The sequence below is a fragment of the Sphaerimonospora sp. CA-214678 genome, assembly GCF_050942215.1.
Lineage (GTDB): Bacteria > Actinomycetota > Actinomycetes > Streptosporangiales > Streptosporangiaceae > Sphaerimonospora.
On sequence record NZ_CP192056.1, the window covers coordinates 1,640,174 to 1,664,777 of the forward strand.

The following is a 24,604-nucleotide window of genomic DNA, read 5'->3' on the forward strand; positions in this document are numbered from 1 at the left end:
TTCCCTATATCACCTGTCACACCGAGGAAAGGGACTTGATCGATGCCGGGAAACATTCTGATCACCGGTGGCGCCTCCGGCCTCGGGCGGGCGACCGCGCTCGCCGTCACCAAGGAAGGCGGCCGCCCGTTGGTGATCGATGTGAACGAGCCGGACGCTGAAGTGGATCACATGCGTGCCGACCTCGCCGACCGGGGGCAGGCCGAGCGCGCGGTCCGTGAGCTCGCGGAGCGTGCCGGCGGGCTCGACGGTGTGGTGACCGCCGCGGGAATCGACGCGTGCGGGCGTCTTGAGGACATCCCGGCGGCGGACTGGGAACGGGTGATCGCCGTCAACCTTCTCGGCACGGCTTCGGTGATCCGGGCGGCGCTGCCGTACCTGCGCGAGACCGCGGGCACGGTGGTCACGGTCGCCTCCACCCTGGGGGTACGCGCGGTGAGCGACGCGACGGCCTACTGCGCGGCCAAGTTCGGCGTGGTCGGGTTCACCCGGGCGCTGGCCGCCGAGCTCGCCGGCCAGGTGGGAGTGACGCTGCTGATCCCGGGCGGCATGCACACGAACTTCTTCGAGGGGCGGGAGGAGAAGTATCGGCCGGGGCCCGACGCGAAGCTCAGCCGGCCCGAGGACGTGGCGGCGGCCGTCGTCTTCGCGCTCGGCCGGCCCGGGGGCTGCGAGGTGCGGGAACTGGTCGTCTGCGCCTCCACGGAGACGTCGTGGCCCTGAGCCGTGCGGAGAGCGATCGTATGGACGGCGGTCGTGCGGAGACCGGGGGGCGTCCCGTGCTCCTGGTGCTGCGCGGGCTGGGGCTGGGTGACCTGCTGACCGCGGTTCCGGCGCTGCGCGCCCTGCGGCGTGCCTATCCGGAGCACCGGATCGTGTTGGCCGCGCCCGCGCATCTGGGCGATCTGCTGCCGCTGATCGGCGCGGTCGACGACCTGATCGACGTGTCCGGGCCGGGCCCGGTGTCGATGGGTACGGTGTCGATGGGTGCAGTGCCGGTGGATGCAGTGCCTGTGGGTGCGGTGCCGGTGGGTACGGTGGCGTGCGGTTTGACCGGATTGGTGGATATCGCCGTCAATCTGCACGGCAGTGGACCGCAGAGTGTCGTCGCGCTGCGCCGGGCCCGGCGGCTCCTGACCCACGCGCATCCCGCCCTGCCCGGCGTGGCGGGGCCACCCTGGCGGCCCGAGGTCCACGAGGTGCGGCGCTGGTGCGAGATGCTCGAGTGGTACGGCATCGCCACGGATCCGGGAGATCTCGCGCTGCGCGACCCCGGCCGGTGGGGGGAGACCGAGGTCGTCGTCATCCACCCGGGAGCCGGATATCGGGCCAAGGAGTGGCCCCCGGAACGGTTCGCCGAGGTGGCCGCGGACCTGAGCGGCCACGGCCACCACGTCGTGATCACGGGAGGGCCGGCGGAGATCGCTCTCGCCCGCCAGGTGGCGGTGCTCGCCGCGCTGCCGACGGCGCATGTGCTGGCCGGCCGTACGGATCTGCGGGAGCTGGCCGCGCTCACCGCCGGTGCCAAGCTGGTGATCTGCGGTGACACCGGAATGTCCCACCTCGCGACGGCGGTGGGCACGCCGTCGGCCGTGATCTACGGTCCGGTCTCGCCCGCCCTGTGGGGGCCGCCCTCCTGGCATCCGCATGTCACGCTGTGGGCCGGGCGGACCGGTGATCCGTACGACGATCGTCCGTCGGAGGGACTGCTGGAGATAGGTGTCGGCGAGGTCCTCGACGCCGCCCACGAGCTGCTGCGGACCCGGCCGGATGATCGTCGAGAGCGGCGTCAACCGGTGGACAGCGCACGGGAGGCGATCTCGACGATCTCCGCCAGCCTGCCGCCGTGCGCGCCTCGCCAGTAGACCCGGCCGCAGGCGAGGCAGCGGGCGAACGTGTCGTAAGCGCGGCGCGTTCCCGGCAGCAGCTCCGCCTCGACCTCGCCCTTGCCGACCGGTGACAGCGGGCCGTTGCACGTGGTGCACCGCGTCCATGGGGCGAGCTGGGGCCGGAAACGGTCGAGCACGTCGAGGAACTGCTCGCGGGGCCGGGTGCCGCGTACGTGGGCGCCGAGCCACAGCGCCCGGCGGCGCAGGATGCCGCGATCCTGGGTGAGCAGCACCCTGCGCTCTGCGCCCGCCTGTGCGATCAGCGCGTCGTCGTCGAGGTCGTTGCGGTAGGCGACGTCCACCCCCACCAGCCGTAGCCATCGGGCGAGGGTACCGAGATGGACGTCGAGGACGAATCGGGCCGCCGGGATGGGCTGCGGCCGGGACACCCCCGGCACCTCCACCAGGTCACGGGGGCGGGGACGGTACGAGGGAGCGACCAGGCGGCCTCCTACAAGGAGTGCGCCGACCTCGGTCAGCGGCACTCCCGCCGACTCGATCACGTGCCCGAGCGACGATGTGCCGTCGTAGGGAATCCGCAGTTCGTCATGCCTGCGCCGGGGTGGCAGGAAGATCCACAGCTCCGACGCGAAGCGTACGGACAGCTCTGCCCGTTCCACCCGTCCAGCATGTCAGCATCGCCCGGCCGAGCAGTACGGGCCGAGCTGTACGGGCGGGGGCGGTACAGGCTGAGGAATACAGGGTGAAGGCCGGGCGGTGCGGCCCGGCCGTCGATCGCCGGAGGGCGAGGACGGGCCGGGCCGCGGCGGGAGGCGATCAGGCGTTCGCCGCCGCCCCGGTGCGGGCCTGGATCGCGGTCAGCAGGCCGACCACGACCGTGACGCCGCCGGCGATCCAGGCGGTCCAGGCCGCGGCGGCGTCGCCGTCGAAGCCGAAGGCCCAGGGCGATACGAACAGCAGGGCGCCGAAGGCCGCGGTGACCCAGGAACTCGCCCCACCGGCGCCGAGGATCGCCCACAGGGCGGACACCAGGAGAAGTGCCCCGAGTAGGAGCAGCGGCTGGCCCGCCGCGCTGACGTCGCTCGCCCAGAAGAATGCGGCGAGGATCGAGACCAAGCCCGCGAGCAGGGCGACGATGTCGGACAGAGATCTCGTGAGATCCATCCGTAGCCTCCGAACGTGAGAGGTGACCCGTTGCTTCGAAGGTCCACTTGATTGACCGCCCGGTCAACACTCCGCAACGTCAGGGTTCCCTAACCGACGGTGGCCGCGGGCCCGTGGGGGAACCGGCGGTCGCCGTCTCGGTGTGGTCGTTGGGTCGCCGTGGTTCGAATGCCGCTGTTCGGCTGCCGATCCGTGACCCGACCCCGCCGCGACGCCTTCTTCGGCGTTCCGGCGACCGGCCGTCCGTCGGACACGTATCGTGTTGGAAAAGAAACGGAATGTAATCGACTGAATTCCTGCCCGGACACCTGGGGATGGTCATGCTGGTCTGCGCGTTCGCCGTCATCGCGGCGGTCGGTCTGGTGGCTCTCGCCGCCTTCTTGTCCCGTAGGTTCGGTCACGGCGCTGACGACCGCGATCCGGGCGGCACCTCGGCCGGTCACGCCGGGGCGATGCTGTCCTCGCTGTTCCTGCTGGTCTTCGCCATCGCCATCGTCGTGCCGTGGACCATCTCAGACTCCGCTCGGCAGAACACCTATGCCGAGGCTCAGGCGGCGGCCGAGGCGTACTGGTCCGCTGCCGGACTGCCCGCGCCCGCCGACCTCCAGGTCCAGCAGGCGGTACGCGACTACGTGGACTTCGTCGTCGACAAGGAGTGGCCGCTGATGGCGGAGGGGCGGCTCAGTCCGAAGGGTGATGTACGGCTGGAGGCGCTGCGGACGCAGGTGGCCGCTCTGCAGGTGACCGACGACGAGGCGCGGGAGGTCAAGGGCGCGGTGCTGGAACGGCTCGGGGACCTGTCCGGAGCCCGGCGCCAGCGTGCGGCGGACGCCACGGCCGCGCTGCCCCCGGCCGTCCTCGCCCTGACGATCGTGACCGGTGTAGTGATCATCCTCTTCCCGTTCCTCGCCGGCGCCCGTCCCAGCGGAGCGGCACTCGTGCCGCTGATCACTATGACTGTGCTGCTGGCCGTCGGCGTCTATCTGGCCTGGAGCATCTCGCACGCCTTCACGGGCGGGCTGGCGGTCGGGCCGGAGGCCTTCACCGGCGTGCTGCACGAGATCCAGCGCCTGGCGGCGGGCCGATGACGTCAAGATCGACGGGAACACCCGCCTGGGCGGCGGCGCGGACCGCGGTGCGGGCGGTGGTGATGGGAGCGGCCGTGGCCGCGCCGGTCGCCCTCACGTCGGGTGTGATCACACCGGCCGCCGCCGTACCGCCGATGGACCGCGGCGAGGTGGCCGTCACGGCACAGGTCTCGCCGGACGACGGGAAGGGGCAGGACGGACCCGTCCTCGGCCTCGACGTCGTCATCTGCGCGGACCTCCCACCCGTGGTCAGCCTGCGGCTCCGGCTCGGCCGGCGTACGAGGACCTGCGTGCCACCACCCTCACCAGCGCCTTCACCAGCGCCTTCACCGATACCTTCAGCGCGTCCCTCGCCGAAGCCGTCGCCGAGGCCTTCGTCGAAGCCTTCACCGCCGCCTTCGCCGTTGCCCGGACCCGGCCCGTCATCCCGTCCTCCTGCTCCCGCTCAGCCCGAGCGATCGCGCCCGGTGACGACGCCCGCCGCGAGTCCGTCTCCGTGGCCGTCTCCGTGGCCGTCTCCGGAGCGGTCGCCGCGGGTGTCGGCCTATCGGGCGCCCGTTCGGGCCGCCGTCCGACCCGAACGGCGACGCGACCCCCTCGGGACCGTGCTGGTCGTGGTGGTGCTCTCCACCATGATCGCCGTTGCCACCGCCGCTGCCTTCGGCACGCTGCGGTAGCGAAGGTCGGCGGCACGGCAGCGGCACGACCCCGGTCTCAGGTCCTGTTCGCCCGTGTGATGACCTCCTCGGTGGTCAGTGGGCTGCCCGGGTGGTGACTGAGGCACAGGGGCGTACGCACCTTCCGGAAGGTCGCCCCCTCCACCGCGACGTAGAACTCACCTGACCGCAGCCTCGACACGTCGGGGACGTCGCCGCCCTTGGCCCGGGCCAGCTCCCGTGCCGCCGTGATCTGGGAGGGGGCGTTGAGCAGGCCGAAGAACTGCGTGGTGGCGTTCCCCGGGATCTGGTTGTGCAGCCCCTTGGGCGCCTGCGTGGCGAAGACCAGGCCCAGGCCGTACTTGCGTGCCTGTGCCGCGAGGGCGAGCGTGCTGCGCGTGCACACGGTCGTGGCCCCGGACGGGGCGAAGGTCTGCGCCTCGTCCATCACGAACAGCCCGCCCAGGTCGGCGGACGGGTGCCGTTTGATCCAGGAGAACAGCGCCATCTGGAGTTGGTTCACGAAGCCCTGCCGCTGGACGTCCGAGGGCAGCCCGACGAAACTGATCACCGAAACGCGGGCCCGTTTGCCGGCGGCGGGGGTGAGCAGCAGACCCGGATCCACCGGGGTGCCGCTGCCGCCGAACAGCGGGTCGTTCACCATGGCGGCGGTGAGGTCCTGGGCGAGCTCGGCCGCGATCTTGTCCGAGCCCTCGATGCTGCTCACATCTTCGGGTAACTCGGACAGGAGGTCGATCAGGCCCCTGAGACCCGTCCTGCCTCGACGGCCGTAGAAGTTCACGGCCTCGCGCAGCACGGCCCGGCCGAGGTGGGCCTTCCTGGAGGTGCCTTCCAGCTTGGCCCGGGGGATGAGCGACGCGACGGCGGTCTCCACGGCCTCGTTGAACTCGTCGGTGTCGTCGAGCACGCTCGCGAAGTCGGGCAGCGGCTGGAAACTCAGCGGTCGTCCGCCGACCCGTCCCGGAGTCCAGATCACCACCTCGGTGTTCGCCAGATATGCACCGGCCTTGGCCGCGTCGCCCTCGCTCCACGCCAAGGGCGGCTCCGGCCACCGGTCGCCCAGCCGGGCCAGGTCGTTGTTGGGATCGAGCACGATCGCGGAGACGCCCCGCAGGGTGCACTCCTCCACCAGGCGGCGGATCAGCACGGTCTTTCCCGATCCTGACCCCGCGAAGATCGCCGTGTGCTTGCTGAGCGCCGCCAACTCGACGGTCACCGGCTCGCCGTCGGCGAATCTCGCCCCGACGGTGATACGCGGCCTGGTCCGTACGGGATCGGCTACGGGGTCCGCCAGGAGGTCTCCGCCGGTGGAAGGCGCGGCCGGAGGCGCGACGACATCGCTGGTGCCGGCCCGGGCGGGTCGGGACTCGACCCGGTGGCCGGGGCCGGTGCTGCTGCCGGTACCGGTGTCGTTCGACGGCGGGACGTCCTGCGGCATGTGCCGTACGCCCGCGGTCGGGGACCGTACGCCGTCGAGGGCGGGACGGGCACCGGGAACGGCCGATGCGTCGCTGAGGGCCTCGCGGAACAGTTTCGCCTCGTTCGTCGGCCTTCTGGCGGTCAGCCATGCCTGCAGGTTCGGCGGGTTCTCCGCCTGCAGGTCGCGCAGCGCCGCGAAGATCTTCAGATCCTCCTCGTCGATCGGGAGGACCCGGCCGCCCGCCTGCTCGAAGGCGGCGAGGGTCTCCTGGGTGACCGGACCCCTCGCCCAGCTCCGGTTTCTGAGCACGAACAGCCTGCGCTTGGGCACAGCGGCGTCCAGCCCGGCGGCCACCGACGCGTTGCGCAGCCGGGTCAGCGCGGCGAGGTGATGCGTCGCCGAGATCGCCCGGAAACACCAGTGCGCCTCATCCTCCCGCGCCTCATCGAGACTGCGGCGCAGGCGGGCGTGCAGGGGAGGCTTGGCGCTCGGCGGAGGATCCAGGCTGAACACCCGCCTGTCCTCGTCCTGCTCGGCGATCCAGGCGGTGAGGCCGGCGGACAGCAGTCCGGGCATCACCGCGTCCTCCGTAGCGGGGTCCAGGGCCGCCGCGACGTCCGCTCGCTTCCGCGACTCCGCGAACCGCCGGTCCAACTCGTCGAGCTTGTCGACGGGTGGTAGGTCGATCACGGGTCCGGCCTTGACCGGTTCGGTGTCGTTGAGACGCGCCAACTCGGTCACCCGGCCGTTCGCCAGGCACGACCGGACGTGCTCGTCGACCCGGATGAGCAACTGACGCGGGGTGTACTCGTACGCGTTGGCGAACGCCTCCGGCTTCACCGGCCACGTCGGGTACGGCGGCTCGAACCCGGCCTTTCCGTACTGGGCGGCGAGCCGCTTCTCGATCAGTGAACGGCCGGTCTCCGCGTCCGGGATCGTCCCGAGCGGCATCGTCTCCTTGAACCGGTCCCGAACGGTGGCCGTGGCCTGTGACTTGATCACGGTCCACGACGCGGGCAGACAGGAAAGCACGATCAGAGTGCGGGCCGTCTGCTCCCGAAGCGCCATCAGCCCACCGGCGATCTGCTCCAGTATCAGCGCCTGCTGCCACGAATCGTCTCTCTCCGCCGTCATGGTGATCGCCGACTGGGCGAGGAGGACGTCGATCTGATCCACGGCGATGACGGAGGGGCCGGTCAGCGCCAGCAACCGGGACAGATCCCTGACGATCTCCTGCGGGGACTTCGTGATCGTGCTGAAGCCCCAATGCGCGCGCTCGCCGGGTTCTCCTTCGGGCGCGGAGGTGAGGTAGGCGTCGCCGACGTCCTGCGCGGCCAGATCGCAGGCCGCGCGCAGCACGAGCGCTCTCGCGGTGTCCTGGGTCTCGCGGCCGACCTTCCGGTCGTAGCCGCGAAGAGCCCGGACGAAGGCATCGACATGCTCTCGCGAAAGAGGGGCATCGCCCATCAGAGACGGGCGTATTTGGCGCGGCACCTCCGCCAGCACGCACAGCCGCCACAGCAGTTCTCCGAGCTGGGTCTCCGCGCGCGGCATGGGCCGGGACAGGCTGTCGAGCATGGAGAGCAGCACACTCTCCCAGAAACCGCGCGCGTCGAGCAGGCTGACCAGGAGGAAGTAGCCGTCCTCCTCGTGCACCTTCTGGCGAATCCAGCCGAGCAGGTGTGTCTTGCCTGCGCCCTGCTGGCCCGCCAGCACCGTGCCGATCGGGCTCGCCTCGGTGCTCTCCTCCGCTTCGATCAGACCGGCGAGGATGACCTGCGCGGTTCGCCGGTGAAGACCCTCGACGTGGAACGGCAGGGGGTGCCAGACGTCGGCCGCGCTCTGGGCGTAGTTGAACCTCAGAGCGGCGAGGGCCTTCAGTTTCCCGTCCGTCATCATGCCCCGATCAAAATCATGTGCTTCGCCTGATCCCCGATGACCACCGCCGCGTCACGGTCGGTCTGAGTGAGGGTCTTCTGGTTCTCCCACGGGACGATCCGTACGTCGGGCATGCCGATCATCCGGCGGAGGGCCGTGTCGACTTCGTGCCGGGGAGCGTCACCCAGGAGCGGACGCAGCAGGGTCAGGCTGACCCACGCGTTCGGCCCCCCGGCGAGCTGCGCGTACGCCTTCCGGATCCTGGTCTCGATGTCCTGCGCCGATAGGGTGGGGGCGTCCGTGGCCGGTGCTGCGGCAGCGCCGCTCGGTACGGGAGCGACGCTCTCGAGGGCGGGAGTCTCCGGAGCGTACGCTTCAGGGGCGGCGGTCTCGACGGCCGCCGGGACGACGTCCTCCTCACGGGCGAAGAGGTCGGCGAGGCTGCTTTCGGTCCGGCCCATGTGGCGCGGGAGGTTCGCCACGATCGCGCGGAGCGCCGCCTCGAGCACCCGCCCGGCCGGACGGCCGGAGGCCTGCATGCCCTCGCGGAACAGTTCGGCCGTGTACGCCCAGCCGCTGTCGGTCAGCACATGGACGAACGCGCGGCCCTGCTTCCAGCTCTCGACCAGTTTGAGGTCGTTCAGCTTCTTTCGGTCGACCCCGGAGAGGGTGACGTCGTAGAGTTCGCCCAGCTCGAGGTTGGAGATCTCTCTGGCCTCGGCCATGAGGACCAGCAAAACGGCGGTCTGGGACGACGACAGTTTCTGCTCAGACATGGTGCGATCCTTTGAACGTTCCAGAGCGGCGGGATTCCAGGAACCGCTCGAGCTGCTTCAGAACGAGGTCCATCTCGTTCATGATCTGTTTGTTCGTGAAGCGGAGGACGGCGTAGCCGTCCAGTTGGAGCCGTACGTCGCGGCGGCGGTCCGCTTCGTAGGCGTCCTCGCCGCGATGTTCCGGGCCGTCGATCTCGACCGCGCAGCGCTCGGTGTGCCAGAGCAGGTCTATCCGTACGGACGGGGTGAGGGGGGACGACCGATAGGGCTGGTTCCAGGCTCGTCCGGTCGCCCAGGGGCATGACTCGAGCGCGGCCTCGAGGGACTTCTCGGCCCGGCTCGCCGGATGCGGCATCCCGGCGACGGCCGGAAAGCGCAGGACGGCGAGCGGATCCCTCGGATAGGCGAGGGCGCCCGTGCCGGGGGCGCTCCCCGAGACGGGCAGGTCGAGGACGACCGTTGCGACCCGGTCGACGGAGACGAGCGGCGCGCCGGTGAGCCAGACGCCGAAGCCTCCGTGATCGGTCAGCCATTCGGATGCGGCGACCAGCACGTTCTCGCCGATGGGGGAGAGCCCCTGGGGGACGCGGATGAGGATCGCCGCTCGATCGCGGCGGAAGCCGGCGGCGAGGACGCGGGCGAGACCCGTGGCGCGTACCTCGGGTGGGAACTTCCGGCGGCCCCCTCCCCCGCGGATTCCACCACCGATTTCGCCGCTGGTTCCACCGCTGGTTCCACCGCTGGTTCCACCGCGGATTTCGCCGCGGATTTCGCCGCGGATTTCGCCGCGAAGGGAGAGCTCGGCGAGGTCCGCCAGGAAAGGTGCGAAATGCCGGGTGGCGGATGCCGTACGCAGCGCGAGTGCGCGTACGGCGGGAACGCTCGCGCCGCCGGAGCCGGTGATGCCCTCCGCGCCCGGGAGCCAGGAGGGGAAGAGTTCGACGGCCGCTGTTTCGAGTTCGGCGAGCAGGGTGGTGACCAGCTCGCTCACCGAGGAGACCGAGGGCGGACTGTAGGTGACGATCGCGGGGGCGTCGTCGGGCAGCGGCTCAAGGGCGAGCATGACATCCTTGGCACTCGCGCCGCCCAGTCGTACGACACGACCCATCGGTAGCTGCGCCCACATCCTCGCCACGCCGCTTCCTCGTTTGAGATCTGGGAAACCTCGACGCGGCAGAGGTTATACGCGAGCGGCAAGATCCGCAGCGACTTCCGTTGAATCGTGAAATATCCGCTACCGCCCGGATCGTCCGACCCCACCCCCATTCGACCCGCCATCCCGGCGTCCGGCGAGCCTGCGGGAAACTCGCCGTCTGTCGGTTCCCGTGTCCGGCTTCGCCGTACGCGCCTGCAAGATCACGTACGGTGTTCGTCCTGGACGGCGGGCCGGTGTGCGAGTTTCTGCAAGATCACGGATGGGGAACGGGCAGGTCGGCGCCCTTCCCTGCGAGAAACTGCAAGATCACAACATGGGGTTGGGGGAATCGCGCGCCATGGGTTTCGGACGCTGGGGGCTTCGGGTTCGTCATGAGCCTTTCGGGTTCGCCATGAGTCTTTCGGGTACGCCATGAGCCTTTCGGGTGCACGCGATCTGGGTTCAGGCGCGCCCTGGGAGTTCTGGGCGAGATAACGCGATGGGCTTTATATGGATTTGATGGTCTTAAAAGTCCCGAGGGATGCAATATCCCTTCCTGTCGGACCGGGCGATCCGGTGAACCTCCCGCCGCTGTGCGGCCGGACATGGTCCGGCTACCCGCCGGGCGGGCCGTCGGCCGGGATCATGCCGAGCTCGACGGCGTAGTCTTCGAGCTTGTGCCGGAGCTGCCGCCGGCCTCGGTGCAGACGGGACATGACGGTCCCGATCGGGACACCCGTGATCTGGGCGATCTCCTTGTAGCTGAAGCCCTCGACGTCGGCCAGGTAGACGGCGAGCCGGAAGTCCTCCGGCACCTCGTTGAGCGCCTGCTTCACCCGGGTGTCCGGCAGGCCGTCCAGTGCCTCGGCCTCGGCCGACCTGAGCCCACCGGAGGTGTGGGAGGCGGCCTCGGCGAGCTGCCAGTCCTCGATGTCCTCCCCGGCCGTGCGCTGCGGCTGCCGCTGCTGCTTGCGGTAGGTGTTGATGTAGGTGTTCGTCAGGATCCGGTACAGCCAGGCCCTGAGGTTGGTGCCCTCCCGGAACTGGTGGAAGTTGGAGAAGGCCCTGGCGAAGACCTCCTGGACGAGGTCTTCAGCGTCGGCGGGGTTCCGGGACAGCCTCAGGGCGCCGGCGTAGATCTGGTCGAGGTACGGCAGGGCGTCCCGCTCGAATCGGTGCCGCTGCTTCTCGATCGACAGGTCGTCCGCGGTCGTCACCTCGTCACCCCCCTCGGCCCCTCGCGTAACGTCCCGCAGCGGGGACAGGGGACGCCTACCCCCAGTTCCTCCATCAACACGGGATGAACTGCCGCAAATCACGCATATGCCCCATGTGAAGGAAAGTGTGTTTTCTGCATGGTGATGGATTGCGGGGGTATGCGCGCGGAGAACGGCTATCGCGAAGAACGGCACCGCGATGGACGGCCATCGGGAAGAACGGCATCGCGGCAAACGGTGCCGTGGAGAACGAACCGCGAAAAAACAGCACCTCACCGGGCGGCGGCGGCCGGCATCGCCCGGCCGTACCCGAACACCGACCGGACCGAGGTCGGAAAGAGCCGGACGGAAGCCGGAGTGGGTCCGGACGGAGACCGGCAGAGGAGGGCACGATGTCGCACGATCCCGAGTCCGCGCGACGTGCGGGCGGCGAAGAGATCCCGGCCGACTGGCAGAATCCGCTGGCCCAGTCCCCGGACGCGGAATGGTCCCCCGACGAGGCCGACCTGACCGGCTGGCACGTCCCGGGCGCCGACTCTCCCGACGACGTCGAGGAATACGCGGCCGACGACCCTCGCCGCACCTCCTGAGCGCGGAGGGTCAGGCGGCGTCCCGGTGACCGGTGTGGTCCGGGTAGCGTGGGGCGAGGTCGGCGCCGCGTGGCGCGGGGTACGGCTGGGCGGCGCGGAGGTCGACGGTCTGGATCGTCCGGCTGATGTCGCTGGGCGTGATCAGGCCGATCAGGCGGCCGTCCGGATCGAGCACCACGGCCCTCCCGTCGGCGCAGCCGCCCATCCTCGGCAGCAGGTCGGTGAGGGCCTCGTCCGCTTGCGCCCGGGGCACATCGTCCGGTGGACAGGCGATGTCGCGCAGGCGGGTCGTGGCCCGGGCCTGCGGGGCCACCGCGCGGATCCGGTTGAGCGTCACCAGTCCGACGAAGCCGCCGTGCTCGTCCACCAGCGGATAGGTGGACAGCCGGTGCCGCATCACGACTCGCTCGACGAGGTCCGTCACGGTCTCGCCGGGATCGGCGGTGACGGGCCGCTCCGACATCACGTCGCCGACCCGGATGCCGTGCAGCGCGGCGCCGAGCTGTGTCTGCTGCTCCTCGGCGCTGGCGACGTTGACGAGGAACATGCCGATCAGGGCGAGCCACAGGCCTTGGAAACCCAGTCCGGAGACGACCTGGAGCAGGCCGAGCGCGATGAGGAAGTAGCCGAAGGTCCGGCCGGCTCGCGCGGCGGTCACCGCGGCACTGACGCGGTCGCCCCGCCACGCCCACAGTGCGGCGCGCAGCACCCGGCCGCCGTCCAGCGGCGCCGCCGGGATCAGGTTGAAGACGGCCAGGAGCACGTTGACCACGGCGAGGTAGCCGAACATCCCGGCGAGTAGAGGTGCGCCGCCGACCGCCGAGGTCAGCCAGGTCAGCAGCCCGAAGACCACTCCGGCGGCCAGGCTGGTCGCGGGGCCGACGGCGGCGATCCGCACGTCGGCGCCGGGTGTACGCGGCTCGCCGCGCAGCTCGGCCACGCCGCCGAGAAGCCAGAGCGTGATGCCGGACACCTCGATGCCGTGCCGTTTCGCCATCACCGCGTGCGCGAGCTCGTGCGCCAGCAACGACGCGAGGAACAGCACGGCGGCCGCCACACCGGCCAGCAGGTAGACCGCCGGGGACGAACCGGGAAAGGCGATCGGGAACCGCCCGAACGCCAGCCCGAACACCAGGATCGCGACGATGACCAGCACGCTGATGTTGAGCCCGACCGAGACTCCGGCGATGCGGCCGAGACGGATCGACGAACGCATGTTCCCTCCTGGGTCCGCTGCGGGCCTCCTACCCACATCTCCGGAGGGGATGCGCGGGTCACGGCAGGGGGCCGTCAGGTGGGCCGGCCACGCCGTACGTTGTCGTCCAGCTTCGCGAGCACGTGCTCTATGGCGGCGATCTCCTCCGCGTTCAGCCCGGCGCGCAGGCGTCGGTCGAAGGCGCCGGCGGCCTTCCTGAGCCGGATGAACGTGGCCTCGCCCTTCTCGGTGAGCTCCACGAGATGCACCCGGCGGTTCGCCGGGTCGCGGCGGCGGGTCAGCAGGCCCTCATGCTCCATCGTGTTGAGGTGATGGGTCAGTGTCGCACCCCGGACTCCCACCGCCTCGGCCAGTTCGCGCTGGTTGCTCAGGCGCCTGGTCTTGAGCGAGATCATGATCAGCCAGATCGGCAGTGAGCTCCCCTCCGCCGCCAGGGCGCTGTCCAGCGCCCGGCTGACGGCCTTGGTGGTGCTCATGAGTTGCAGGCCGATCGACGGCCTGAAAGACGGTGGCATGGCGGTCAAGATATACCGACTTTTTACTGCTTCTAGCTGCCCGGTGGCTTGGCATCGGCCGAGCTCGTCGTCCTGCGCTGTGATTCCGTGGTTCGCCCAGGTGGACGAGGGGAGGGGGCCGAGAGATCTGACCCGGCACGGGCGGCCCGACCCGATGCGGAAAGAGGGGAAAGAGCCGGAGATCGAGATGTGCGGCGGACAGGGCAGGGCGAGCCGACGGCGGTCGCCTCGGCATCACCGTTGACATCGTTGTCATCCGGACCGTACGGTCGGCGCACTTATTCGGTTAAGTCCCTCAGGAGGGCACGTGCGCACCCCCCGCTCGCCGTACGAAGACCGGAACGTGCTCGCCGTGGACATCGGCGGCACCAAGTTCGCCGCGGCGGCGGTCGGGGCCGACGGCACGATGACGGCCCGCGCTGAGGTGCCCCTCGACGGAGCGCGAAGCGCCGGAGCGGCGCTCGCCGAGGTGGTGGACCGGGTCCTCCGGCGGGTGCCGCGAGACCGTCTCGACGGGATCGGCGTGGGCTCGGCGGGCCCGCTCGACCCGGACAAGGGGACGGTCAGTCCGGTCAACATTCCGAGCTGGCGGAACTTCCCGCTGACGGATGAGCTCGGCCGGATGCTGCCGGGACGGCCGGTGCGGCTCGCGGGGGACGCCCAGTGCATGGCGCTGGGGGAGTGGTGGCGTGGCCTGCCGGAGGGCGGCGCCCGAGCCATGCTGGGCGTGGTCGTCTCCACCGGCGTGGGCGGCGGTTTCGTCTTCGACGGCGTGCCGTACCTGGGCCCGACGGGGAACGCGGGACACATCGGCCACATCGTGGCCGATCCGGGGGGCGAGGCGTGTCCCTGCGGCGCCTCCGGATGCGTCGAGACGATGGCCAGCGGCCCGAGCATGGTCCGCTGGGCCCGATCGCTCGGCTGGAACGGCGCCGACGCCAGGGAACTGGCGGTGTCGGCGGCAGCGGGGGAGGAGGTCGCCCGGTGCGCGTTCCAGCGCGCGGCGGACGCGCTCGCGACCGCGTTCCTCACCGCGGCGGCTCTCTTCGACCTCGATCACGTGGTCGTGGGTGGAGGTGTGGCCGCGGCGGGAGCGGTCCTGTTCGATCCGCTCAGGCGGGCGGTCGCGCGGAACGCCGGGCTCGGGTTCCTCGGCCGCCTGCGCGTGGACCCCACCTCCCTGGGGCGCGACGCCGGCCTGCTCGGCGCCGCCGCGCTGATCCTGCGGGAGCCGCCCGGGGGCCGTACGGACGCCTGACGTCTCTGGATTCCCGGACACCCGGACACCCGGACACCCGGACACCCGGACCGGACATCCGGACCCGGAACCCGGCGACCCCGGACGGCTACCCGCCGTCGGCACCGGGCGGCAACAGGTGTGCGTTGACGTCGCGGACGAGCCGCGCCATGTCGGCGATCTCGACGACCTCGACGCCGCCCTGCCCGAGTAGTTCGGCACCGTGACAATCGGCCAGCAGCGGCGGCTCGTGCAGCGCGAACACCACCCGGCCGATGCCCGCAGCGAGGATCAGCTGCGTGCAGGTGCGCGGCCGGGACCTGCGGCTGCTGCACGGCTCGAGCGAGCTGTAGATCGTCGCATCCGCCAGGCCGGCGCTTCCCCCGCCGGACCCGGCCAGGGCGGCGAGGGCCGACTCCTCGGCGTGGAAGCGGGGATCGACGTCACGCGAGTAGCCGTCGGCCAGCCGCGTGCCGTCGCCCGCGACGATGATCGCTCCGACGGAGTACGCTGTATCGGACGGCGGGCAGCGGCGCGACAGCTCGATCGCCTCGCGCAGCCACCGCCGGTCCGCTTCGGAGGCGGGAGACGGGGACCCCCGGCCCGCGACCCGGCTCATGCCCGGCACCTGCCGGACAGTGCGTAACGCAGCAGCACGACGTCGTCCATCTTGACGACGCCGGCGAGCCGGGCCCGATGCGCGATGTCCGCCGCCGGGCCCCATGGGAAGACGCCGTCGCCCACGAACCTGGGCGCGCGGTGGTCTCCGACGAAGAACGGCGCGATGACCAGGTGCAGCTCGTCGGCGAGACCGGCGGTGAGAAAACGGGTGTGCGTGGCGCCGCCGCCCTCCACCATGAGCCTGCCGACGCCCCGGCCGGCCAGATCGCCGAGCAGCCGGGAGAGCTCGACGGGATCGCCGGCGTCGACCACGTCGGCGACGGCGCCGACCAGCTCACGCGCCTTGTCCAGGGCAGCCGACGCGGTATAGACGATCTTTTCCGCTTCGTCGGCCGCGAAGAACCGGGCCGACGGATCGAGGTCTCCCCGCCCGGTGATCGTGACCTTGACCGGGGTGGGGGACAGGCCGCGTGCCACCCTTGCGGCGCGGCGGGCGGATGAACGCACGAGGAGCCGCGGATCGTCCCTGCGTATCGTGTTCGCGCCGACCAGGATCGCGTCGCAGCCGGCCCGCACCTCGTCCACCCGGTCGAAGTCGGCCTCGTTGGACAGCAGAAGCCGGCTCGCGTTCGCGTCGTCGATGTAACCGTCGATGGACGCCGCGCAGCTCAGCAGCACGTACGGCCGCTCGCTCACCATCGCCCGATCACCTTGATCCGATCGTCCTGGCCTGATCGCCGTCGTCCGCTCACCGGGATGAGTCTATGAGGATCCGCGGACGACCAGGGTCGTCGGGAGGGTGCGCGGCGGCGGGGTGGCGCCACCGTTGATCATGGCGAACACGGCGGCGGCCGCGGCGGTGCCGAAGCCGGGTTTGTCCTGGGCGATCGTGGTGAGGCCGGGCTGCATCAGGGCGGCCAGTTCGAGGTCGTCGAAGCCGACCAGCGCGATGTCGTGGGGCACCTTCAGGCCGGCTTCGCCGATCGCGCGCAGCGCGCCGACGGCCATCGCGTCCCCGGCCACGAAAACGGCGTCCGGCCGCTCGTCCAGGTCCAGCAGCCGCCGCATCGCGGCATAGCCGCCGCTGAGGTAGAAGTCGCCCTCGACGATGAGCTCCGGCCGGTGCGGCAGGCCGAGCCGGCCCAGCTCGCCGACGTAGCCACGCAGCCGCTCGGCTCCGGGCCCGGTCCTGGTCGGGCCGGTGATCGTGGCGATGGTCCGGCGCCCCCGGCGGTGCAGGTGCCGTACGGCGACGCGGGCCCCGCCCGCGTTGTCCGAGGTGACGTAGGTCGTGCGGGAACCCGTCACCGGACGGTCGAGAGAGACGCACGGGACCCTGGAATCGGCAAGACGCTGCAGCGAGGAATCCCAATTATCGCTGTCGATCAACACCACGCCGTCGATGTTGTGCCTGCGGACGGCGTGCAGATAGGCGTCGGGTGTTTTCTCGCCGCTCGTGGCGAGCAGCAGCAGGTGATATCCGCGCCCGCTGAGCGCGGTTTTCAGACCGATCAGGATTTCCTGGAAGAACGGATGACGCCAGCCGGGACGGCGATGGTCGGTATCCCAGACCAGGCCGACCATGAACGATTTCTTCGTGGCCAGCGTGCGGGCCGACTCGTTGGGCAGGTAGCCGATGCGCTGGGCCGTACTCATGACCTGTTCCCTGGTCTTGGCGTTCACCACGTCCGGGTTGTTGAACACCCGGGAGACGGTCGCGGGAGACACGCCGCACAGGTGGGCCAGTTCTCTGATCGTCGCCACGGATCATCACTCGCCTCGTCTGAAACCGGTTTCATGTAACCGGTTTCAGCTAAAGTACGTCAGCGCGGGAAAGCTGTCAATACTTCTCCCGGAATCGTGCTGCTTGATGTTTCCGTGACTTGACACCCGGCCCATGGACGGGTGGGATGCAAGTCGATTTGAAAGATCATGTCTGGAGCGTTCGAAATATGACGGCGATCGAGGAAGAGACGGCCGTACCGGAGGCGTTCCCGGCGGGATTCGTGTGGGGGACGGCCACCGCGGCCTACCAGATCGAGGGGGCGGTCGACGCCGACGGCCGCGGGCCCTCGATCTGGGACACCTTCTGCCGGATGCCGGGGGCGGTGGAGCGGGGCGAGAGCGGCGAATTCGCCTGCGATCACTACCACCGATGGCGCGAGGACGTCGACCTCATGGCCGATCTCGGGGTCGGCGCCTACCGCTTCTCCGTGGCCTGGCCCCGGGTGCTGCCCGAGGGCGGCGGTGCGGTCAACCAGCGGGGGTTGGACTTCTACCGGCGGCTCGTGGACGAGCTGCGCGAGCGCGGCATCGAGCCGTTCGTCACCCTCTACCACTGGGATCTGCCCCAGGCGCTGGAGGACCGCGGCGGCTGGCGGGTGCGGGACACGGCCGAGCGCTTCGCCGACTACGCCGAGACGGTGCACGACGCGATCGGCGACCGGGTCTCGCGCTGGATCACGCTCAACGAGCCCTACTGCTCGGCCATCGTCGGGTACGGCGAGGGCCGCCACGCGCCGGGAGCACGCGAGGGCGACGGCGCGCTGGCCGCCGTCCACCACCTGCTGCTCGGGCACGGCCTGGCGGTGGCGCGGCTGCGCGCCCTGGCTCGGCCTGATCAGCGGATCGGCATCACGCTCAACATGTCGCCCACGGTGCCGGCGAGCTCCTCCCCGGCCGACGCCGACGCGGCCCGCCGGATGGACCTGCTGGTCAACCGGCAGTTCACCGAGCCGTTGCTCGGCGGGCGCTACCCGGCCGACCTCGCCGACGTCTTCGGCCGGATCAGTGGGTTCGCCTTCCAGCGGGACGGCGACCTGGCGCTGATCGGCGCCCCGCTGGACTTCCTCGGCGTCAACTACTACTACCGGCTGCACGTGGCGGCCGCGCCGTACGACCAGCCGGACCCCGCGCTGCGTTCCGCCTTCGACCTGGGCACCCGTACGGTGACGCCGCCGGGCGCGCGCACCAGCGGCCTGGGCTGGGTCGTCGAGCCCGAGGGGCTCCATCAGACCCTCACCGGTCTGGTCCGGCGCTATCCGGAACTGCCGCCCGTCTACATCACCGAGAACGGCTACGGCGACGACGGGGCACTGGAGGACACCGGGCGGATCGACTACCTGCGCGACCACCTGGCCGCGATCCGGCAGGCCATGACCGACGGCGTGGACATCAGGGGATACTTCTGCTGGTCACTGATCGACAACTTCGAGTGGGCGCGGGGGTACGCCGCCAGGTTCGGCCTGGTGCACGTGGACTACGACACCCAGGCCCGCACGCCCAAGGCCAGCTTCCGCTGGCTGCGCGAATTCGTCCGGAGCCGGGGATGAACCCGTGCCCCCGGGGAAGCAGGGCGGCGTGAAGGTCCTCGCGCTCGATCTCGGCACGTCGTCGGCACGGGCCGTGGTCTGGGAGGGCGCCGGTGCGTGCGGTCGCGTCGTCGCGCTCGCCCGCAGGCAGGTGCGGCTCGGCGTGGACGACGCGGGCCGGGCCGAGCTCGATCCGGACGAGTACCTCGACGGCCTGATGGCCTGCCTGGACGAGGTGCACGACCACCTCGACGGCGTCCGGGCGGTGGCCACCTCGTGCCAGTGGCACTCGCTGCTCGCGCTCGACGCCGCGGGCCGGCCGGTCACCCCGCTGCTGACCTGGGCGGACACCCGTGCCCGGGAGGCGTACGCGGAAATACCGGCCGCGGGAGAGCTGCACCGGCGCACGGGCGCCTGGCGGCACCCGCTCTACTGGACGGTGCGCATCCCCTGGCTGGAGGAGCGGCTCGGCGGTGGGGATCGGTCCCGGTCGTTCGCCGGGCTGGCGGAGTACGTCTCCCGCCGCCTGCTGGGGGAGCCGGCCGCCTCGGTCTCGATGGCCTCGGGCACCGGTCTGCTCGATCTGGCGGCGGGGCGCTGGGACGGCGAGGCCATGGCGCTTGCGGGCGTGACCGGGGATCGGCTGCCCCCGCTGGCGCCGCGGGGCTGGACCGGCACGCTGGACTCGCGGTGGGCGCGCCGCTGGCCCGCGCTGCGCGACGTGCCGTGGCTGCCCGCCGTCGGCGACGGCGCGGCCGCCACCGTCGGCGGAGGCTGCGCGGGACCCGATCGGATCTCGGTCACCGTCGGGACCTCCGCCGCCGTCCGGGTCGCGCATCCCCTCGCCGGAGCCTTCACGCTGCCCGGCGGTTGCTGGCGCTACCTGGTCGACCACGACCTCGCGGTGACCGGCATCGCCTACTCCGCCGGGGGCAACGTATTCGCCTGGGCGCGGCGGACCCTGCTGCTGCCCGACGACGTGGAGGCGGCGCTCGTCGCACGGGGCGAGGGCCCCCCGCACGGGCTGACGGCCGTACCGGATCTCGCGGGCGCCCGGCCGCCGCGGCCCGCCTCCACCGGGTCGATCTCCGGGCTGACCCTCGGCACGGGACCGGTCGAGATCCTCGCCGCGCTGCTCGACGGCGTGAGCGGGCAGATCGCCGCCGGGGTGCGCACACTGGCGGAAGCGCTGCCCGAGCGGCCCGCCGCCGTCGTGCTCGGCGGGGGAGCGATGGCCGCCTCCGGCTGGTGGCGGCGCAACCTCGCGCTGCGGCTCGCCGTACCCGTCGAGCCGGAAGCCGAGGCGGAGGCCTCGGCCATGGGCGTCGTCAGGCTCGCCGAGACCGTCATGGCGGGTCGAGCCGCGACGTAGCCGCCGTACGCGCGGCGGCCGACGTGCGGAACCGGACGCGCTGGCCGGGGCGGGCCTGCGCCGCCCGGTCCACGTCGCGGTCGCGCACCACCGCGATCACCGGATAGCCGCCGGTGACCGGATGGTCGGCGAGGAAGAGCGTCGGCCGGCCCGAGGGCGGCACCTGAAGCGCTCCCGGGACCATGCCCTCACTGGGCAGTTCGCCGTCGCGCAGCCGTTCCAGGCGCGGCCCGCGCAGCCGGATGCCCACCCGGTCGCTGTCCGCCGTCACCTCGTACGGCTCGGCGCACAGCGCCCGCAGCGCGCCCGGGCGGAACCAGTCGTCCCGCGGGCCGGGCAGCAGCTCCAGCACGAGCTCGCCGAGATCGGGCCAGGGCAGCGGGGCCAGATCGACCGTGGGATGGACGGGCGGCGGCGGGCCGACCGGCAGCAGCGAACCCGGCGACGGCCGCTCGGGGCCCAGACCGGCGAGCGTGTCCGTCGACCGCGATCCCAGCACCTCGGGGACGGCCAGGCCGCCCCGCACCGCGAGGTAGGTGCGCAGCCCGCGTACGGGCACGCCGAGCCACAGCGTCGCCCCGTCGGGCAGGTGTTCCACCGACTGGTGGCCGATGACCCTGCCGCGCCCCGACGCCTCCACGACGGTGGCCGGGCAGGGGGCGCCGGTCAGCGCGACGACCAGGTGGCCGCGGGCGCGTACGCGCAGCCCGCCCAGCGTGACCTCCAGAGCCGCGGCCCCCTCGGGGTTGGCGAGCAGGCGGTTGCCCAGCCGCAGCGCCCCCCGGTCGGCCGCGCCCGATCTGCCCACCCCGAGGTGGGCCCGGCCCGGGCGGCCCAGGTCCTGCACCGTGGTCAGCGGCCCGGTCGCGAGCACCTCCAGCTCAGCCATGTCGCGCTCCGGCGGCGCCCACCTGGGTGAACCGCACGCGGACGCCCGGCCGCAGCAGCGCGGGCGGGTCGGTACTGGTGTCCCACACCACCGCCTCGGTGCGCCCGATGAGCTGCCAGCCGCCGGGCGACTCCCGCGGGTAGACGCCGCTGAACTGCCCGGCCAGCGCCACCGATCCGGCCGGGACGCGCACGCGCGACTCGGCCCGGCGGGGTACGGCCAGCCGGGGATCCCCGCCGACGAGATATCCGAAGCCCGGGGCGAACCCGCAGAACGCCACGGTCCACGACGTGCCGGTGTGCGCGGCCACGACCTCGCTCTCCGTGAGCCCGGTGTGCGCGGCCACGGCGGCCAGGTCGGCCCCGTCGTAGACGACGGGGATCGTCACCTCGGGGGCGTCGGCTCCCCGATCGGCGCCGGATCGTACGGCCCAGGCGGCCCAGGCGGATCGTACGGCCGAGGCCACGGCGGTGTGGCTTCCCGGCGGCTCGAACCGGATCAGCAGCGTCCCGGCGGCGGGCACGATGTCGGTCACCCCGCGCGGCGGATCGGCGGCGAGTGCGTCATAGAGCGCGATCACCTCGGCCAGGCCGTCGAGCTCCACGAGCAGCGCGCCCTCGCCGTACCGCCGCAGGCCGGGCATCACGGCTCTCCCCGGGACTTCCCGGCGAGCCGGCTGAACGGGGACAGCCCGATCCCGCCCGCCTTGAGCGATTCGCTGACCCTGCGGGCCATCTCCACCGCGCCAGGACTGTCGCCGTGCACGCAGATCGACTGAGCCCGGATGAGCAGCGGCGTCCCGTCGACGGCCTCGATCGGCTCCCCCCTGACCATGCGCAGGCAGCGCTCGGCCACCTGCTCGGGGTCGTGCAGCACCGCGCCGGGCGCGCCGCGCGGCACCAGCGTGCCCTGCGGCGTGTACGCCCGGTCGGCGAAGCATTCGGTCACCGTGGCCAGCCCCGCGCTCTCCGCCCGGCGCAGCCAGGCCGAGCCGGGCAGCCCGAGCACCGGCAGCGCGGGATCGTAGGCGCGTACGGCGGCGACCACGGCGGCGGCCTGCTCCTCGTGATGCACGATCGCGTTGTAGAGCGCGCCGTGCGGCTTGACGTACCGCACCCGGGTGCCCGCCAGCCGGGCGAACGCGTCCAGCGAGCCGAGCTGGTAGACGATGTCGTTGCTGAGCTCCTCGGGTGCGACGTCGATGAACCGCCGCCCGAACCCGCCCAGATCCCGGTAGCTGACCTGGGCCCCGATCGCGACGCCGCGTGCGGCCGCCAGCTCGCACACGCTCCGCATGATCGTCGGGTCTCCGGCGTGGAAGCCGCACGCCACGTTGGCGCTCGTCACGATCGAGAGCAGCGCCTCGTCGTCGCCGAGCCGCCACTGGCCGAAACCCTCACCCAGATCCGAGTTGAGGTCGATGGTCACCGAATGATCCGACATGATCAGCTCCCGAGCGCGCGATCCCCGGCCGGCACTGGCCTCCAAGGAGAACATAAGGCCGCACGCGGGTGGTTCAGACCCGACCCCCCTCATGGGGGTGATCTTGTAGTTGCTCGCAGGCAGGCCGCCCGACCTGCGGCTTCACCGTTCGTGATCTTGCAGAAACTTGCACCCATGACCGTTCACCTGGGCGAATGCCGTTCGTGATCTTGCACTCCAGGACTGCAAGATCACGAACGGTGAAGCCGCAGATGAACCATGGTGTGTGCGAGTTTCTGCAAGATCACGGAGGGAGGCGGGGCAGCTCACGGGCCATTCGTGCGAGCAACTACAAGATCACGGGCGGGGGGGAGGGGTGAGGCGGATCACGTTCCAGGACACGGGCGGGAGTACGACGCGGAGCGGGTCGGATCGGTGATCGGGGTTGGCTCGGGGCGCGACGCGATCGGGGGCGTCGGCCGTGTTGCGTGCGTAGACGTCCGGGTCGGTGAGCGTGTCGGCCGAGGTGATCACGACATCGCGGCCCAGCGCCCGGGCGTCGATCTCGAGCGTCACGGGCTCCTCGGTCGAGCGGTTCACCGCGAACAGCGTCGTGGTCTCGTCGTCCTCGTCATGGGTGGCGACCGCGTGCAGCACGGGGACCTCGCCGAACTCGGCCGTGTCGTACATGGGTGAGACGGGCTCGACCCGCAGCACGTCGCCGGAGGCGTACCGGGACGCCTGCGCGAAGGGATGGAAGGTCGTCTGCTTCCACACCCGGCCGCCCGGCTCGGTCATGATGGGGGCGATCACGTTGACGAGCTGGGCGAGAGAGGCGGCCAGCACCCGGTCGCTGTTGCGCAGCAGCGTGATGAGCAGGCCGCCGAGGGCCACGGCGTCGGCCAGGTGGTAGTGGTCCTCCAGCAGCGGCGGTGCGACCGGCCAGTCCGTGGGCGGCTCGGCCGACTGGAAGCGGCTGAGATACCAGACGTTCCACTCGTCGAAGGAGATGCCGATCCGCTTGCGCGACCGCAGCCGCGCCCCCACGTGGTCGGCGGTGGCCGCGACCGACGCGATGAAGTGCTCCATGTCGGTCGAGCAGGCCAGGAAGCCGCCGAGGTCGCCGTCCTTCTCCTCGTAGTAGGCGTGGCAGGAGATGTGGTCGACGACGTCGTACGTCTCCTCCAGGACGGTCGCCTCCCAGGACCCGAAGGTCGGCATCGACGAGCCGGAGCTGCCGCAGGCCACCAGCTCCAGATTCGGGTCGATCATGCGCATGGCACGGGCCGTCTCGGCGGCGATCCTGCCGTACTCGCGGGCGGTCTTGTGCCCGATCTGCCAGGGGCCGTCCATCTCGTTGCCCAGGCACCACATCCTGACGTCGTGCGGGTCCTTCGTCCCGTTGGCGATCCGCAGATCCGACAGCGCGGTGCCCGACCGGATGTTGCAGTATTCCAGCAGGTCGAGCGCCTCCTGTACGCCCCGGGTGCCCAGGTTGACCGCCATCATCGGCTCGACCCCGGCCAGCCGGGTCCATCGCATGAACTCGTCGACGCCGACCTCGTTGGTCTCGGTGCTGTGCCAGGCGAGGTCGAGCCTGCGCGGCCGGTTCGCCCGGGGGCCGATGCCGTCCTCCCATCGATATCCCGAGACGAAGTTTCCGCCCGGATACCTGACCGTGCTGACGCCGAGCTCCCGGGTGAGCGCCAGCACGTCGCCGCGGAAGCCGTTCTCGTCGGCCGTGGGGTGACCGGGTTCGTAGATGCCGGTGTAGACGCAGCGGCCGAGGTGCTCGACGAACGTGCCGAACGTGCGACGCCGTACGGGGGCCACCCGGAAGGCGGGGTCGATGGTGAGCTGTGCCTGAAGCACGGCGCGTCTCCTTGGGCTCGGGGCGTGACGGCCTGATTGTTAGCGTTCTCATCCTCGAAGGTCAAGGGGACGCCCGCGGCGGCGGGGCCTGACGGACGTGACGGGCCGGGCGTTGACACGTGGGTGGATATCGCTAACACTCATGGGACGTCCCACTCCGGATCACCGGGGGAGCGCGTCCGGGTGATCGTTCCGCCTGTCCGGTGTCAGGGCGGCCGAGTCGCCCCTCTCGGCCGCCTCCCACAGCCGCTGTACGGCACCGAGCGTGGCGTCGGCGTCCTGGGCCTCGATCGCCCGCAGTAGTTCGTCGCATATCCGATCAAGCACCTGTGAAGCTAGACGGAACGCGGGTGG

24 protein-coding genes are annotated in these 24,604 nt (G+C 71.3%); 7 read left to right on the top strand and 17 right to left on the bottom strand.

What is annotated here, in order from left to right; translation table 11 throughout:
• Positions 1–42: 42 nt before the first annotated feature.
• Both ACQP1K_RS07615 and ACQP1K_RS07620 read left to right on the top strand, forming a co-directional pair.
• Positions 43–723: an SDR family oxidoreductase gene (locus ACQP1K_RS07615; protein ID WP_433500167.1), complete on the top strand. Its 681-nt coding sequence runs from the start codon at positions 43–45 to the stop codon at positions 721–723.
• Complete coding sequence (locus ACQP1K_RS07620) at positions 714–1,865, top strand: glycosyltransferase family 9 protein (protein WP_433500168.1); 1,152 nt, start codon at positions 714–716, stop codon at positions 1,863–1,865. Before ACQP1K_RS07615 ends, ACQP1K_RS07620 begins: the two co-directional genes overlap by 10 nt.
• Here the strand turns inward: ACQP1K_RS07620 and ACQP1K_RS07625 are convergent.
• Together ACQP1K_RS07625 and ACQP1K_RS07630 are read right to left on the bottom strand one after the other, a co-directional pair.
• Positions 1,790–2,509, bottom strand: a complete 720-nt coding sequence (locus ACQP1K_RS07625; protein WP_433500169.1) for a Mut7-C RNAse domain-containing protein — start codon at positions 2,507–2,509, stop codon at positions 1,790–1,792. The genes ACQP1K_RS07620 and ACQP1K_RS07625 overlap by 76 nt on opposite strands.
• Positions 2,510–2,666: 157 nt before the next feature.
• Entirely contained in the window at positions 2,667–3,014 is a 348-nt protein-coding gene (locus ACQP1K_RS07630; protein WP_433500170.1) for an SPW repeat domain-containing protein, read from the bottom strand.
• 320 nt (positions 3,015–3,334) lie between these two features.
• Here ACQP1K_RS07630 and ACQP1K_RS07635 point away from each other — a divergent pair, with 320 nt between their 5' ends.
• Positions 3,335–4,102, top strand: a complete 768-nt coding sequence (locus ACQP1K_RS07635; RefSeq protein WP_433500171.1) for a hypothetical protein — start codon at positions 3,335–3,337, stop codon at positions 4,100–4,102.
• 249 nt (positions 4,103–4,351) lie between these two features.
• Here the strand turns inward: ACQP1K_RS07635 and ACQP1K_RS07640 are convergent, their stop codons facing one another.
• The 5 genes from ACQP1K_RS07640 to ACQP1K_RS07660 form a co-directional block, all read right to left on the bottom strand.
• A complete protein-coding gene (locus ACQP1K_RS07640) occupies positions 4,352–4,528 on the bottom strand; it encodes a hypothetical protein (protein ID WP_433500172.1) in 177 nt (58 codons plus the stop codon).
• A gap of 288 nt (positions 4,529–4,816) precedes the next feature.
• Complete coding sequence (locus ACQP1K_RS07645; RefSeq protein ID WP_433500173.1) at positions 4,817–8,098, bottom strand: helicase HerA domain-containing protein; 3,282 nt, start codon at positions 8,096–8,098, stop codon at positions 4,817–4,819.
• A complete protein-coding gene (locus tag ACQP1K_RS07650) occupies positions 8,095–8,853 on the bottom strand; it encodes a hypothetical protein (protein ID WP_433500174.1) in 759 nt (252 codons plus the stop codon). Before ACQP1K_RS07650 ends, ACQP1K_RS07645 begins: the two co-directional genes overlap by 4 nt.
• Entirely contained in the window at positions 8,846–9,979 is a 1,134-nt protein-coding gene (locus ACQP1K_RS07655) for an endonuclease domain-containing protein (protein WP_433501510.1), read from the bottom strand. The genes ACQP1K_RS07650 and ACQP1K_RS07655 overlap by 8 nt, the downstream gene beginning before the upstream one ends.
• 623 nt (positions 9,980–10,602) lie before the next feature.
• Positions 10,603–11,205, bottom strand: coding sequence for a sigma-70 family RNA polymerase sigma factor (locus ACQP1K_RS07660; RefSeq protein WP_433500175.1), 603 nt, complete (start codon positions 11,203–11,205; stop codon positions 10,603–10,605).
• 392 nt (positions 11,206–11,597) lie between these two features.
• Here ACQP1K_RS07660 and ACQP1K_RS07665 point away from each other — a divergent pair, with 392 nt between their 5' ends.
• Entirely contained in the window at positions 11,598–11,795 is a 198-nt protein-coding gene (locus tag ACQP1K_RS07665; protein ID WP_433500176.1) for a hypothetical protein, read from the top strand.
• A gap of 10 nt (positions 11,796–11,805) precedes the next feature.
• On the opposite strand, the gene ACQP1K_RS07670 is transcribed toward ACQP1K_RS07665, so the two are convergent.
• Together ACQP1K_RS07670 and ACQP1K_RS07675 are read right to left on the bottom strand one after the other, a co-directional pair.
• Positions 11,806–13,011 carry a site-2 protease family protein gene (locus ACQP1K_RS07670; protein WP_433500177.1) on the bottom strand — a complete coding sequence of 402 codons (1,206 nt, stop codon included), beginning with the start codon at positions 13,009–13,011 and terminating at the stop codon, positions 11,806–11,808.
• Between the two features lie 74 nt (positions 13,012–13,085).
• Positions 13,086–13,526 carry a MarR family winged helix-turn-helix transcriptional regulator gene (locus ACQP1K_RS07675; protein WP_433500178.1) on the bottom strand — a complete coding sequence of 147 codons (441 nt, stop codon included), beginning with the start codon at positions 13,524–13,526 and terminating at the stop codon, positions 13,086–13,088.
• Between the two features lie 307 nt (positions 13,527–13,833).
• On the opposite strand from ACQP1K_RS07675, the gene ACQP1K_RS07680 reads away from it, so the two are divergent.
• Positions 13,834–14,784 (top strand): ROK family protein, encoded by a 951-nt coding sequence (locus tag ACQP1K_RS07680; protein ID WP_433500179.1) that lies wholly within the window; start codon positions 13,834–13,836, stop codon positions 14,782–14,784.
• 88 nt (positions 14,785–14,872) lie between these two features.
• Here ACQP1K_RS07680 and ACQP1K_RS07685 read toward each other — a convergent pair whose 3' ends face one another.
• From ACQP1K_RS07685 to ACQP1K_RS07695, 3 genes are all read right to left on the bottom strand, one after another.
• Positions 14,873–15,382: a deaminase gene (locus ACQP1K_RS07685; protein ID WP_433500180.1), complete on the bottom strand. Its 510-nt coding sequence runs from the start codon at positions 15,380–15,382 to the stop codon at positions 14,873–14,875.
• A complete protein-coding gene (locus tag ACQP1K_RS07690) occupies positions 15,379–16,083 on the bottom strand; it encodes a RibD family protein (protein WP_433500181.1) in 705 nt (234 codons plus the stop codon). The genes ACQP1K_RS07685 and ACQP1K_RS07690 overlap by 4 nt, the downstream gene beginning before the upstream one ends.
• Positions 16,084–16,146: 63 nt before the next feature.
• Positions 16,147–17,148 carry a LacI family DNA-binding transcriptional regulator gene (locus ACQP1K_RS07695; protein ID WP_433500182.1) on the bottom strand — a complete coding sequence of 334 codons (1,002 nt, stop codon included), beginning with the start codon at positions 17,146–17,148 and terminating at the stop codon, positions 16,147–16,149.
• Positions 17,149–17,336: 188 nt separating this feature from the next.
• Here ACQP1K_RS07695 and ACQP1K_RS07700 point away from each other — a divergent pair, with 188 nt between their 5' ends.
• The gene (locus ACQP1K_RS07700; RefSeq protein ID WP_433500183.1) at positions 17,337–18,716 is read left to right on the top strand and encodes a GH1 family beta-glucosidase; all 1,380 of its coding nucleotides are present in this window, start codon (positions 17,337–17,339) and stop codon (positions 18,714–18,716) included.
• Between the two features lie 4 nt (positions 18,717–18,720).
• Positions 18,721–20,067, top strand: a complete 1,347-nt coding sequence (locus ACQP1K_RS07705) for an FGGY family carbohydrate kinase (protein WP_433500184.1) — start codon at positions 18,721–18,723, stop codon at positions 20,065–20,067.
• On the opposite strand, the gene ACQP1K_RS07710 is transcribed toward ACQP1K_RS07705, so the two are convergent.
• The 5 genes from ACQP1K_RS07710 to ACQP1K_RS07730 all read right to left on the bottom strand — a co-directional run bounded on the left by ACQP1K_RS07710 (position 20,042) and on the right by ACQP1K_RS07730 (position 24,577).
• Positions 20,042–20,956 (bottom strand): biotin-dependent carboxyltransferase family protein, encoded by a 915-nt coding sequence (locus ACQP1K_RS07710; RefSeq protein WP_433500185.1) that lies wholly within the window; start codon positions 20,954–20,956, stop codon positions 20,042–20,044. The two genes, ACQP1K_RS07705 and ACQP1K_RS07710, sit on opposite strands and share 26 nt — an antisense overlap.
• Entirely contained in the window at positions 20,949–21,599 is a 651-nt protein-coding gene (locus ACQP1K_RS07715) for a 5-oxoprolinase subunit B family protein (protein WP_433500186.1), read from the bottom strand. The genes ACQP1K_RS07710 and ACQP1K_RS07715 overlap by 8 nt, the downstream gene beginning before the upstream one ends.
• On the bottom strand, positions 21,599–22,384 hold the full coding sequence (locus ACQP1K_RS07720; protein WP_433501511.1) for a LamB/YcsF family protein: 786 nt from the start codon (positions 22,382–22,384) through the stop codon (positions 21,599–21,601). The genes ACQP1K_RS07715 and ACQP1K_RS07720 overlap by 1 nt, the downstream gene beginning before the upstream one ends.
• A 351-nt stretch (positions 22,385–22,735) precedes the next feature.
• Positions 22,736–24,250: an alpha-N-arabinofuranosidase gene (locus ACQP1K_RS07725; protein ID WP_433500187.1), complete on the bottom strand. Its 1,515-nt coding sequence runs from the start codon at positions 24,248–24,250 to the stop codon at positions 22,736–22,738.
• Positions 24,251–24,412: 162 nt separating this feature from the next.
• The gene (locus ACQP1K_RS07730; RefSeq protein WP_433500188.1) at positions 24,413–24,577 is read right to left on the bottom strand and encodes a hypothetical protein; all 165 of its coding nucleotides are present in this window, start codon (positions 24,575–24,577) and stop codon (positions 24,413–24,415) included.
• Positions 24,578–24,604 lie beyond the last annotated feature (27 nt).